Source organism: Allorhizobium sp. GW101-3B10 (assembly GCF_059424725.1).
In genome coordinates, this window is the sequence record NZ_JBWKZR010000001.1 from 4,040,623 (window position 1) to 4,053,087 (window position 12,465).

The 12,465-nt window shown below is 62.8% G+C and carries 10 protein-coding genes; 9 read left to right on the forward strand and 1 reads right to left on the reverse strand.

The window, feature by feature from the left end; translation table 11 throughout:
* Nucleotides 1-34: 34 nt before the first annotated feature.
* Entirely contained in the window at nucleotides 35-1,645 is a 1,611-nt protein-coding gene (locus AC07Y0_RS19955; RefSeq protein WP_498679411.1) for a phosphoenolpyruvate carboxykinase, read from the reverse strand.
* A gap of 338 nt (nucleotides 1,646-1,983) precedes the next feature.
* On the opposite strand from AC07Y0_RS19955, the gene AC07Y0_RS19960 reads away from it, so the two are divergent.
* From AC07Y0_RS19960 to AC07Y0_RS20000, 9 genes are all read left to right on the forward strand, one after another.
* On the forward strand, nucleotides 1,984-2,706 hold the full coding sequence (locus AC07Y0_RS19960; protein ID WP_210163648.1) for a response regulator transcription factor: 723 nt from the start codon (nucleotides 1,984-1,986) through the stop codon (nucleotides 2,704-2,706).
* An 82-nt stretch (nucleotides 2,707-2,788) separates the two neighbouring features.
* Nucleotides 2,789-4,534: a sensor histidine kinase gene (locus tag AC07Y0_RS19965; protein WP_498680288.1), complete on the forward strand. Its 1,746-nt coding sequence runs from the start codon at nucleotides 2,789-2,791 to the stop codon at nucleotides 4,532-4,534.
* Nucleotides 4,531-4,974: an HPr kinase/phosphorylase gene (locus tag AC07Y0_RS19970; RefSeq protein WP_498679412.1), complete on the forward strand. Its 444-nt coding sequence runs from the start codon at nucleotides 4,531-4,533 to the stop codon at nucleotides 4,972-4,974. The genes AC07Y0_RS19965 and AC07Y0_RS19970 overlap by 4 nt, the downstream gene beginning before the upstream one ends.
* 143 nt (nucleotides 4,975-5,117) lie before the next feature.
* Entirely contained in the window at nucleotides 5,118-5,519 is a 402-nt protein-coding gene (locus AC07Y0_RS19975) for a PTS sugar transporter subunit IIA (protein ID WP_028737898.1), read from the forward strand.
* Nucleotides 5,520-5,533: 14 nt separating this feature from the next.
* Nucleotides 5,534-5,806 carry an HPr family phosphocarrier protein gene (locus tag AC07Y0_RS19980; RefSeq protein ID WP_498679413.1) on the forward strand — a complete coding sequence of 91 codons (273 nt, stop codon included), beginning with the start codon at nucleotides 5,534-5,536 and terminating at the stop codon, nucleotides 5,804-5,806.
* Nucleotides 5,807-5,981: 175 nt separating this feature from the next.
* A complete protein-coding gene (ahcY, locus tag AC07Y0_RS19985) occupies nucleotides 5,982-7,382 on the forward strand; it encodes an adenosylhomocysteinase (protein WP_498679414.1) in 1,401 nt (466 codons plus the stop codon).
* Between the two features lie 247 nt (nucleotides 7,383-7,629).
* A complete protein-coding gene (locus AC07Y0_RS19990) occupies nucleotides 7,630-10,188 on the forward strand; it encodes a sensor histidine kinase (protein WP_498679415.1) in 2,559 nt (852 codons plus the stop codon).
* A complete protein-coding gene (gene tsaE / locus AC07Y0_RS19995; protein ID WP_498679416.1) occupies nucleotides 10,185-11,723 on the forward strand; it encodes a tRNA (adenosine(37)-N6)-threonylcarbamoyltransferase complex ATPase subunit type 1 TsaE in 1,539 nt (512 codons plus the stop codon). Before AC07Y0_RS19990 ends, tsaE begins: the two co-directional genes overlap by 4 nt.
* A complete protein-coding gene (locus AC07Y0_RS20000) occupies nucleotides 11,720-12,463 on the forward strand; it encodes a nucleotidyltransferase family protein (protein ID WP_498679417.1) in 744 nt (247 codons plus the stop codon). The genes tsaE and AC07Y0_RS20000 overlap by 4 nt, the downstream gene beginning before the upstream one ends.
* The last annotated feature ends 2 nt before the right edge of the window (nucleotides 12,464-12,465 follow it).

Below are 12,465 nucleotides of genomic sequence, written 5' to 3' on the forward strand. Positions count from 1 at the left end.
TCCGCCGGGTTTCTTCAGTTCTGGCCTGATGCCATCATTCCGCAGCGATATTGGCGCTCGGAGCGGCGGCACGGACCGTGTGGTCGACGTGATCCTCGAACTTGGCGAAGTTGGTGATGAACATCGCCACCAGCTTCTTGGCCTGGGCATCGTATTCCGATGCATCGGACCAGGTCGAACGGGGATCGAGGATCTTCGAATCGACGCCCTCGACGGCAACCGGCACGGCGAAGCCGAAGTTCGGATCGACGCGGGTTTCCACCTTCTTCAGTTCGCCGCTCAATGCACTGGCGAGCAGGGCGCGGGTGGCCTTGATCGGCATGCGATGACCGATGCCGTATGCACCGCTGGTCCAGCCGGTGTTGACCAGCCAGCAGTCGACATTGTGCTTGGCAATCAGGTCGCGCAGCAGATTGCCATACTCGGCCGGATGACGCGGCATGAACGGGGCGCCGAAGCAGGTCGAGAAGGTGGCTTCCGGCTCGGTCACGCCCTTTTCCGTGCCGGCGACCTTCGCGGTGTAGCCGGACAGGAAGTGGTACATGGCCTGTTCCGGGGTCAGGCGGGCGATCGGCGGCAGCACGCCGAAGGCATCGGCGGTCAGCATGATGATCGTCTTCGGATGGCCGGCGCGGCCGGTGTCCGATGCATTCGGAATGAAGTGCAGCGGATAGGCGCAGCGGGTGTTCTCGGTGCGCGAGGCATCGTTGAAGTCCGGCACGCCGGCATCATCCAGCACGACGTTCTCCAGAACGGTGCCGAAACGCTTTGTGGTCGCGTAGATTTCCGGCTCGGCTTCGGCCGACAGACGGATGGTCTTGGCGTAGCAGCCGCCTTCGAAGTTGAAGATGCCGTGCTCGCCCCAGCCGTGCTCGTCGTCGCCGATCAGCGTGCGGCTCGGGTCGGCGGAGAGCGTCGTCTTGCCGGTGCCCGAGAGGCCGAAGAAGACGGCTGCGTCGCCGGCCGGGCCGACATTGGCCGAGCAGTGCATCGGCATGACGCCCTTCGGCGGCAGCATGTAGTTGAGCGCGGTGAAGACCGATTTCTTCATTTCGCCGGCATAGGAGGTGCCGCCGATCAGAACGATGCCGTTGGTGAAATCGCAGGCGATGACCGTCTCGGAGCGGCAACCGTGGCGGGCCGGGTCGGCGCGGAAGCTCGGAAGCGTGATGATGGTCAGCTTCGGCTGGAATTCGGTGAGCGTCGAACGCTCGGGACGAATCAGAAGATTGCGGATGAACAGCGAGTGCCAGGCAAGCTCGGTCACGACGCGGGTCGGCAGTTCGTTATCCTGGTCGGCGCCGCCGATGAGGTCCTGGACGAAGAGTTCCTTGCCGGCGGCATGGGCCAGCATATCCTTGTGCAGGATACCGAAATGTTCCGGCGACATGGGCTTGTTGTTGTCCCACCAAATGTGGCCGTCGGTATGGCTGTCGCGGACGATGAACTTGTCCTTCGCCGAGCGGCCGGTATGCTGCCCGGTCACCGCGCAGAGCGCCCCGTCGGCGGTCAGCACGGCTTCGTTCCGGCGAATCGCCTCTTCGTAAAGGTCGCGCTCACGGAAATTGTAGTAGATGCGAGCCGCATCACCCAAACCGATCGCTGCTACCCCTACGAGGGGATTATTTACACCAAGCTCCTCCATGAGCGCGCATCCTCTATATTAGAAACGGTGACGTTGAATTTTCGGGAACCTAGTGTCCGAGTTTTCAAAACGCAATAAGCAAAACCAAAATCAATCAATAATTTCAAATATTTAATCGATTTAAATCCGAATATCGTTTTTTAAATCGGTTTGCATCGGCGTCTTTTGGTTGCCGTGCAGACCAATTGCACCCCTTTTGCCGGGCAGCTTCGGCCGTGCCCCTTTATCTTTGCCACAATTTGTTCCACCTTTATCCCCAATAAGCGCAGCCAACGTTGCCACACCCTGGGCTGGGACAATACCAGGAGCCGCGCTTCATGATGACGGAGACCAATAATATGCAGACGATCGCGCTCGTTGACGACGACCGCAATATTCTCACCTCCGTATCGATCGCGCTCGAGGCCGAGGGATACAAGGTCGAGACCTATACCGACGGCGCTTCGGCGCTCGACGGTTTGCTGGCACGTCCGCCGCATCTTGCCATCTTCGACATCAAGATGCCCCGCATGGACGGCATGGAGCTCTTGCGGCGGCTCAGACAGAAGTCCGACCTGCCGGTGATCTTCCTGACCTCGAAGGACGAGGAGATCGACGAGCTGTTCGGGCTGAAGATGGGCGCCGACGACTTCATCACCAAGCCGTTCTCGCAGCGCCTGCTGGTCGAGCGGGTGAAGGCCATCCTGCGCCGCGCGGCCAGCCGGGAAAACCTTGCGGCCGGCGGCACGGCGAAGACCGGCGCAGAACAGCAGGCCCGCACGCTGGAGCGCGGCCAGCTGGTCATGGACCAGGAACGCCACACCTGCACCTGGAAGGGCGATCCGGTGACGCTGACCGTCACCGAATTCCTCATCCTGCAGTCGCTGGCGCAGCGTCCGGGCGTGGTGAAAAGCCGCGACGCGCTGATGGATGCGGCCTATGACGAGCAGGTCTATGTCGACGACCGCACCATCGACAGCCACATCAAGCGCCTGCGCAAGAAGTTCAAGATGGTCGATACCGACTTCGACATGATTGAAACGCTTTACGGAGTGGGCTACCGCTTCCGCGAAGCAGCGTAAGCGCCGGAGCCATCGAAGACAGGCCGGCCGGGCAAAAGGGTAGAGATTGGTCAAACGCGTTTCCGAAGGGACCAACGACGAACTGGACAGCCTGACCGAACAGCGCCGTTTCCCGGTTCATCCCTTCACGCTCGTGCGCCGGATCTTCGGCCATGCGCTGTTCTCCAGTCTCACCCGGCGCATCGTCTTCTTCAACCTCGCCGCCCTCATCGTGCTCGTCGGCGGAATCATGTATCTCAATCAGTTCCGCGAGGGGCTGATCGACGCGCGCGTCGAAAGCCTGCTGACGCAGGGCGAAATCATCGCCGGCGCGATTTCCGCTTCGGCCTCGGTCGACACCAATTCGATCACCATCGATCCGCAGAAGCTCCTCGAACTGCAGGCCGGCCAGAGCATCACGCCGGTTCCGAACGACGAGGACCTCGAATTCCCGATCAATCCGGAACGGGTGGCGCCCGTGCTGCGCCGGCTGATCTCGCCGACGCGCACGCGTGCCCGCCTGTTCGACGCCGATGCCAACCTGCTGCTCGATTCGCGCCATCTCTACTCGCGCGGCCAGGTCCTGCGCTTCGACCTTCCGCCGGTCGAGGACGAGTCGTCGAACATCACCGACTGGATCGCCCGCATCTTCAACATGGCCCTGCAGCCCTCCAACCTGCCGGTTTATAAGGAAGCGCCCGGCGGCGACGGGTCGATCTACCCGGAAGTCATGAATGCGCTGACCGGGGTCCGCGGCGCCGTGGTGCGCGTCACCGACCGTAGCGAGCTGATCGTCTCGGTCGCCGTGCCGGTGCAGCGATTCCGTGCCGTGCTCGGCGTCCTGCTTTTGTCCACCCAGGCCGGCGACATCGACAAGATCGTGCATGCCGAGCGGCTGGCCATCCTGCGCGTCTTCGGCGTCGCGGCGCTCGTCAACATCGTCGTGTCACTGCTCCTGTCGTCGACCATCGCCAATCCGCTGCGGCGGCTCGCCGCGGCCGCCATCCGCGTCCGGCGCGGCGCCAAGGAGCGCGAGGAGATTCCGGATTTCTCCGCCCGCCAGGACGAGATCGGCAATCTCTCGGTGGCCCTGCGTGAGATGACGAACGCGCTCTACGACCGCATCGACGCGATCGAGAGCTTCGCCGCCGATGTCAGCCACGAGCTGAAGAACCCCCTCACCTCGCTGCGCAGCGCCGTCGAGACTCTGCCGCTCGCCAAGAACGACCAGTCACGGCAGCGGCTGATGGACGTGATCCAGCACGACGTGCGCCGGCTCGACCGGTTGATCAGCGATATTTCCGACGCCTCGCGCCTCGATGCGGAACTGGCGCGCAGCGACGCCAAGCCTGTCGATCTGGAAGTTCTGCTCTCCAGCCTGGTCGATGTGTCGCGGCAGATCCGCAGCACCAAGAAGCCGGTCGAGCTCGACTACATCATCGACCAGAAGCCGGGCACCAAGGCGCGCTTCATCGTGCCCGGCCACGATCTGCGGCTCGGCCAGATCATCACCAACCTGATCGAGAACGCCCGCTCCTTCGTGCCGGAGGTCGGCGGCAAGATCACCGTCAAGCTGTCGCGCACGCGCGGTCGCTGCCTCATCCAGATCGAGGACAACGGGCCCGGCATCCAGGCCGAGGACATCGACCGGATCTTCGAACGCTTCTACACCGACAGGCCCGAGGGCGAGAGCTTCGGCCAGAATTCGGGCCTTGGCCTTTCCATCAGCCGGCAGATCGCCGAAGCGCATGGCGGCACGCTGAAGGCCGAAAACATGATCGATCCCGCCAGCGGTCGCATTCTGGGGGCGCGCTTCATCCTCGCCCTGCCGGTCGAGGCGGCGTCGTGAGCGCCTGCGGCGTCAATATCCACGGCACAGCTATCGTCGTCGGTACGACCGGCCTCATCTTCCTCGGCCCGTCCGGGTCGGGAAAGTCGGCGCTCGCCTTCGATTGCCTCAGCGAAGCCCGACTTCACGGACAGTTTGCGGCACTGGTGGCAGACGATCAGGTTTTCATTTCACGCTTCGGCACCCAGGTGGTGGGTGCCCGGCCGGAGACGATCAAGGGGCTGATCGAACTGCGCCACGGCGGCATAGCGTGGGTCGAGAGCATTCCCCGGGCCGTTCTTCACTATGCCGTCCTGCCCATAGATCGTGCCGCGGTCGAGCGACTGCCGGAACAGGGCATGCAGGTTACATTGCTCGACGATGTCCGGCTTCCGGCCATCTATGTGCCGGCCGACGTACGCTGGCCTTTTTCGTTCATAAACGCCCTGATCTCGTCCTGAACTGTGCCTCGTTCGCCAAAGGCGCTACAGTTTGCGCTTGAACTTCGGATTTTCATCGCCAAGATGGCGTCCCACCGATGGACGAAGTACCTGCGTTGCGTTATCTCCGCCATCTGTCTGCGCAGGCAAGGGGTATTAGAAGAATGATCGGACTTGTGCTTGTCACCCATGGCAAGCTGGCTGAGGAGTTTCAGCATGCTGTAGAGCATGTCGTCGGCCCACAGAAATTCATCGAAACCGTTTGCATCGGTCCGGATGACGACATGGACCAACGGCGCCAGGACATTCTGGATGCAGTGATGCGTTCCGATGACGGTCATGGCGTGATCATTCTCACCGACATGTTCGGCGGCACTCCGTCCAACCTCGCCATATCCGTGATGAACACCGGCCGGATCGAAGTGATCGCCGGCGTCAACCTGCCGATGCTGATCAAGCTGGCGGGCGTGCGCGGCGAAAACGATATGGAGAAGGCGCTGGTGGATGCTTCCGAAGCCGGTCGCAAATACATCAATGTCGCCAGCCGCGTCCTCAGCGGCAAGTGATCGAGAGCTCCTTCATGCCGAATTCCCGGGACCTCCTGATCATCAACAAGCGCGGCCTGCACGCGCGCGCATCCGCGAAGTTCGTCCAGACGGTGAGCGGCTTCGACGCGATCGTCCACGTGACCAAGGACGGCACGACCGTCGGCGGCACGTCGATCATGGGATTGATGATGCTGGCCGCCAGCCCCGGCTGCTCGATCCAGGTCAGCGCCACCGGCAGCCAGGCCGACGCGGTTCTCGACGCGCTGGAAGCGCTCGTCGCCGACAAATTCGGCGAGGAAATCTAACCGCCACCCAGTCATATAAAGACATAAAGACCTCTTTATGTCTCCTTGCCATAGGCGACAATCCCTGCTAAATGCGGATCAGAAACCCGTCTTTTGCAGAGGGGTCACGAATGGTGTTTGCCTGGCACCCGAAGCGGAACCGGGCCTGCGCCGTCATCCTAGCCGGGAGAGTTTCATGACCGCACACAACGACTATATCGTCGCAGACATTAGCCTTGCCGATTTCGGCCGCAAGGAAATCGAAATCGCCGAAACCGAAATGCCGGGCCTGATGTCCTGCCGCGCGGAATTCGGCCAGAGCAAGCCGCTCAAGGGCGCCCGCATCACCGGTTCGCTTCACATGACCATCCAGACCGCCGTCCTGATCGAGACGCTGGTCGCGCTCGGTGCGGAAGTGCGCTGGGCATCGTGCAACATCTTCTCGACCCAGGACCATGCCGCCGCCGCGATCGCCGCCGCCGGCATTCCGGTCTATGCCGTCAAGGGCGAAAGCCTCGAAGACTACTGGCACTACACCGACCAGATCTTCCAGTGGCGCGACGGCGGACTGTCGAACATGATCCTCGACGACGGCGGCGACGCCACCATGTACATCCTGCTCGGCGCGCGTGCCGAAGCCGGCGAGGACGTTCTGTCCAACCCGCAGTCGGACGAAGAGACGATTCTGGTTGCCCAGATCAAGAAGCGCCTCGAGGCATCGCCGGGCTGGTTCACCAAGCAGCGCGACGCGATCAAGGGCGTGACCGAAGAAACCACCACCGGCGTTCATCGCCTCTATGAACTGAGCAAGAAGGGCCTTCTCCCCTTCCCGGCGATCAACGTCAACGACTCGGTCACCAAGTCGAAGTTCGACAACAAGTACGGCTGCAAGGAATCGCTGGTCGACGGCATCCGCCGCGGCACCGACGTGATGATGGCCGGCAAGGTCGCCGTCGTCTGCGGCTATGGCGACGTCGGCAAAGGCTCGTCCGCTTCGCTGCGTGGCGCCGGCGCCCGCGTCAAGGTGACGGAAGTCGACCCGATCTGCGCCCTGCAGGCCGCCATGGACGGTTTCGAAGTGGTCACGCTCGAGGATGTCGTGTCCTCGGCCGACATCTTCATCACCACCACCGGCAACAAGGACGTCATCCGCATCGAGCACATGCGCGAGATGAAGGACATGGCGATCGTCGGCAATATCGGCCATTTCGACAACGAGATCCAGGTTTCGGCTCTGCGCAACCTAAAATGGACCAACGTCAAGCCGCAGGTCGACATGATCGAGTTCCCCAAGGGCAACCGCATGATCCTGCTCTCGGAAGGCCGTCTGCTCAATCTCGGCAACGCCACGGGACATCCGTCCTTCGTCATGTCGGCCTCGTTCACCAACCAGGTCCTGGCCCAGATCGAGCTTTATACCAAGCCGGGCGAGTACAAGAACGAGGTTTACGTCCTGCCGAAGCACCTCGACGAGAAGGTCGCCCGCCTGCATCTCGAAAAGCTCGGCGTGAAGCTGACCGAGCTGTCGGAAGAACAGGCCGCCTATATCGGCGTCACGCCGCAGGGTCCGTTCAAGGCTGACCACTACCGCTATTAATATTCCTCTGGATATCCACCAAATCTGGTAGCCGCAGCCTTGACAAAAGCTGCGGCTTCTTTTTTGGGGCCGACCCTTCCCGCTCATTCCCTTAGGCAGTATTGTTTTAGAACTTGATTCGTGGCGCACCCATCAGGGGCGTCGGCGAAATGGGATGTCTTGTCGACGATGCGGCACATAGGACGGAGACAGACCGAGGATGTCGGTAAACAAAAGCGGCCCGTTCAGACGGGATACGGCGGCGGCTATGGATGCCCGGGCTTCGCGGCGGCGAGCCATGGAGCCTGGCGACGAAAGCATGAGCGCAGGCGATAGGCCGCGCTCGCGCTTCAGGCGCGATCTGCTGTCCCATCTTTGGAAGGCCTGCATGGGCGGAACGATCCTGACCGGTCTTTTCGCGCCCGGCCTTGCCCGATCGCAGACGAGCGTACCGCCCGCCGAAAAGCTCTTCACCTCGGTCGAGATGGTCGGTTATGCCCTCGTGCTCGGGATACTCTCGGCAGCGATGCTTTCGGCCGGCTGGCTGATCCGCCAGCGCGGCCGGCTGGAGGCCGAGGGCGCCGAAATGCGTTCGGCCCTTTCGGACGCGAACCAGCGCATATCCCGCTACCAGGCGCTGATCGCCGACAAGAACCGCCGGATCGTGATCTGGGACGGACAAAACGGCAAGCCCGAGTTTCTCGGCCAGCTGCCGGCCGAAACCGGCGCACCGCAGACCGACGGCGAATTCCTCGCCTTCGGGCGCTGGCTGAAACCCGCCTCGGCCGGCGACCTTGAAAGAGCGATCGAAGCCCTGCGCTACAAGGCCGAAAGCTTCGATGTCATCATCGAGACGCATCGCGGCGAGGTCATCGAAGTGCAAGGTCGCCTCTCCGGCGGCCGTGCCTTCGCCCGCTTCGTCGCTCTCAACAATCTGCGCGCCGAGCTTGCCGAACTGAAGATCGAACGCAATCGTCTTAGAAATTCCATCGCGACCTTCGAGTCGCTGCTCGACGCCATCGAGCAGCCGGTCTGGCGGCGTGACACGGAAGGCCGGCTGGTCTGGGTCAACCACGCCTATAGCGAGGCCGTCGAGGCCGGTTCGCCGGACCAGGCTGTCCGCGAGGCCCGGGAAATCCTCACCAGCCTCAGCCGCGAAAAGATCAAGGCGAGCGCGACGCCGGAATCACCCTTCCACGACGTCGTTTCCACCGCGGTGCGCGGCAAGCGGACCTTCTTCGACGTCGTCGACATCCGCGAGCCGTCCGGTTCCTGCGGCATGGCCGTCGACGTCAGCGGCGAAGAAGCGCTGCGCGAGGAATTGGCACGGACGCTGAAGAGCCATGCCGAGACGCTGGAGCACCTGGAAACGCCCGTGGCGATCTTCGACCGCGAGCGCCGCCTGCAATTCTTCAACCAGCCGTTCCAGAAACTCTGGGATCTGGAGCCGCTGTTCCTCGAATCGCGCCCTGACCACGGCGAGCTGCTGGATCGGCTGCGCTCGGCGCGCAGGCTGCCGGAACAGCTGAGCTGGAAGGCATGGAAGGAGAACACCCTTTCGGTCTATCGCTCGCTCGAGACGCAGACCGATCTGTGGCACTTGCCCAACGGCCAGACGCTGCGCGTCATCGCCTCGGCCCATCCGCAGGGCGGTGCGACCTGGGTGTTCGAGAACGTCACAGCGCAGTTCGACCTGGAAAGCCGCTACAATACGCTGCTCAGGGTGCGTGGCGAGACGATCGACCACCTATCCGAAGGTGTCGCGGTATTCGGTCCCGACGGCCGCATCGAGCTGTCGAACCCGGCCTTCCGGGCACTCTGGGGCATCACCGAGGCGGATGCGAAGCAGGGCACCCATATCAAGGCGATCGAAGCCGCCTGTGCGCCCTCCTATGACGGCGCCGACGGCTGGAAGGCCTTCGCCAAGATGATCACAAGCTTCGAGGACGAACGGCCGTCGAGCCAGGGCACGCTGGAACTCTATTCCCGCCTGGTGCTCGACTATGCCGTGACGCCCTTGCCGAACGCCCAGACCATGCTGACCTTCGTCAACAAGACCGACAGCGTTCTCGCCGAGCGGGCGCTCAAGGAGAAGAACGAGGCGCTGCGCAAGGCCGACGAGCTGAAGAACGACTTCGTCCAGCACGTGTCCTACGAACTGCGCTCGCCGCTAACCAACATCATCGGTTTCACCGACCTGTTGAAGACGCCGGCGATCGGTCCGCTCAATGAACGCCAGTCGGAGTATATCGACCACATCTCCACCTCGTCCTCGGTCCTGCTGACCATCGTCAACGACATTCTCGACCTGGCGACCGTCGATGCCGGCATCATGCGGCTCGACTATGCCGACATCGATCTCAACGACCTGCTCGACGACGTCTCCATGCAGATGACCGACCGGCTGCAGGAGGGCAATGTCTCGCTGGAGATCGCGGCATCGGCCCATCTCGGCCACATCGTCGCTGACCAGCAGCGGCTGAAGCAGATCCTCATCAAGATCCTCACCAATGCGGTGAACTTCGCACCGGAAGGCTCGGCCATCGAGCTGAAGTGCTGGCGCGAGCATGCCGATTTCGTCTTTACGGTTCACGACAACGGCTGCGGCATGTCGAAGGACATGCTGGCAACCGTGTTCAACCGCTTCTCGACCAACGGCAAGACCGGCAAGCGCAGCGGCGCCGGCCTTGGCCTCTCCATCGTCGAGAGCTTCGTCAACCTGCACAACGGTACGGTTTCGATCGACAGCGAGCCGGGTCGCGGGACCACGGTATCGTGCCGCATTCCATCCGCAGCCCAACCGCAAGCCATCGCCGCCGCCGAATGACCGACACGCTACCGAGCCTCTCGCTTCACCTCGCCACCGAGGCTGACACGATCCGCCTCGGCGAGGAACTGGCGCTGGTGGTCAAGCCGGGCGACTGTGTGGCCCTGTGGGGCGATCTCGGCGCCGGAAAGTCGACGCTGTCGCGCGCGCTGCTTCGGGCGATGGCGGACGACGACTATCTCGAAGTACCGAGCCCGACCTTCACCCTCGTGCAGAACTATGACCTGCGCCTCGCTGTCGCGCATTTCGATCTCTATCGCCTTTCCGATCCGGGCGAGCTCGAGGAGATCGGTTTTGCCGATGCGCTCGACACCGGCGTCTGCCTCGTCGAATGGCCCAACAAGGCCGGCACCATCCTGCCGGCAAAACGCATCGACATAAGCTTCGGCTTCGACGCCGACGGCGGGCGCCAGGTGACGATCACGGCACCGGCGTCGAAGTTGGCGCGCATCGAACGCGTGTTTTCGATCCGCCACTTCCTGGACGCCCATGGCTATGTCGGCGCCCGTCGGCGCCACCTGACCGGCGACGCATCGACGCGCGCCTACGAATATATCTATCCGGCCGATGGCGGCACCCGGCGGGTGCTGATGGATGCACCGCGGCAACCCGACGGCCCGCCGATCCGCGACGGCAAACCCTATTCGCAGATCGCCCATCTCGCCGAGGACGTCTATCCGTTCGTCGCCATCGACCAGGCGCTGCGTCAACGCGGCTTCGCCGCACCGGAGATCTTTGAGCGGGATTGTGAGGCCGGCCTGCTGCTGATCGAGGATTTCGGCCCGGAAACCGTTCTCGACGAAGACGGCAAGCCGATCCCCGAGCGCTATCGCGCCAGCGTCGCCTGCCTTGCCGCACTCCATGCCACCCCATTCGCACGGGACATCGAGATTGAAGCCGGTCGCGTGCATCACGTTCCCGACTACGACCGGACTGCCATGAAGATGGAGGCAGAGCTGCTGATCGACTGGCACCTGCCGTGGAAACGGGACGGCGCCGTGGCGACCGAGGCAGAACGGGCCGAGTACCTGGCGATCTGGGACAGCCTGATCGACCAGCTTGCCACGGCCGAAAAGACGCTCGTGCTCCGCGACTTCCACTCGCCGAACATCATCTGGCGGAGCGAGCGACAGGGCATCCAGCGGGTGGGCCTCATCGATTTCCAGGATGCCATGATCGGCCCCTCGGCCTATGACCTCGTGTCGATCGTGCAGGATGCCCGCGTGACCGTCGAACGCGACCTGGTCGACCAGTTGATGGCGGACTATCTCGGCCTGCGCCGCCAGGAGACTGACTTCGACGAGGCGGGTTTTCTCAAGGCCTGGGCGATCATGTCGGCGCAGCGCGCCTGCAAGCTCAACGGGCTCTGGGTCCGGCTGATGAAGCGTGACCACAAGCCTGGCTATATGAAGCACATGCCGCGCACGCTCTGGCACCTGTCGGTCGCCTTCGAGCACGAAACGCTTGCCCCCTTGCGCGACTGGTGCGCTAGGGTTGGAATCGGCGAGACCGAATCACTTCCTAAGGCACGATGAAGATCACCAACGCGATGGTACTCGCAGCCGGGCTCGGCACCCGGATGCGGCCGATCACCAACAGCATGCCGAAGCCGCTGGTAGCGATCGCCGGCAGGCCGATGATCGACTATGTGCTCGATACGCTGCTTGCCGCCGGCGTCGCGAGGGTCGTGGTCAACGTGCACCATTTCGCCGAGCAGATGGAGTCCCATCTCGCCGGTTATCGCGGGCTGGAAATCCTGATTTCCGACGAGCGTGCGGCGCTGATGAATTCCGGCGGCGGACTGGTCAAGGGACTGAAGCTGCTCGACCGTTCGCCCGCTTTCGTGATGAATGCCGACCTGTTCTGGATCGGCGACGAAAGCGCGGACAAATCCAATCTGTGGCTTCTGGCCGATTTCTTCGACCCGGCGCTCATGGACATGGCGCTGCTCTGCGTACCTTTGGATCGAACGACGGGCCATAACGGCAAGAAGGACTTTTCGCTCGGCAGCGACGGAAGGCTGAAACGCTACGAGGACGGCGATGCCAATCCGGTGGTCTATGCCGGCGCGATCGCGCTGATGCCCGCGCTGTTCGACGACGCGCCCACCGATGCCTTCAACCTCAACATCTATTTCGACCGCGCCATCGCCAGCGGCCGGCTCTACGGCATCGTGATGACCGGCCAGTGGCTGACGGTCGGCACGCCCGAGGCGATCGGCGAGGCTGAAGAGACGATCCGGCGCTTTGGAAACCCTATCGGCGACGGAGCCTGAGC

Coding starts and splice junctions, on each gene's coding strand:
- AC07Y0_RS19960 (WP_210163648.1), top strand. CDS start 1,984: ATGCAGACGATCGCGCTCGTTGACGACGACCGCAATATTCTCACCTCC.
- ahcY (WP_498679414.1), top strand. CDS start 5,982: ATGACCGCACACAACGACTATATCGTCGCAGACATTAGCCTTGCCGAT.
- AC07Y0_RS20000 (WP_498679417.1), top strand. CDS start 11,720: ATGAAGATCACCAACGCGATGGTACTCGCAGCCGGGCTCGGCACCCGG.
- AC07Y0_RS19980 (WP_498679413.1), top strand. CDS start 5,534: ATGCCGAATTCCCGGGACCTCCTGATCATCAACAAGCGCGGCCTGCAC.
- tsaE (WP_498679416.1), top strand. CDS start 10,185: ATGACCGACACGCTACCGAGCCTCTCGCTTCACCTCGCCACCGAGGCT.
- AC07Y0_RS19990 (WP_498679415.1), top strand. CDS start 7,630: ATGGATGCCCGGGCTTCGCGGCGGCGAGCCATGGAGCCTGGCGACGAA.
- AC07Y0_RS19955 (WP_498679411.1), bottom strand. CDS start 1,645: ATGGAGGAGCTTGGTGTAAATAATCCCCTCGTAGGGGTAGCAGCGATC.
- AC07Y0_RS19975 (WP_028737898.1), top strand. CDS start 5,118: ATGATCGGACTTGTGCTTGTCACCCATGGCAAGCTGGCTGAGGAGTTT.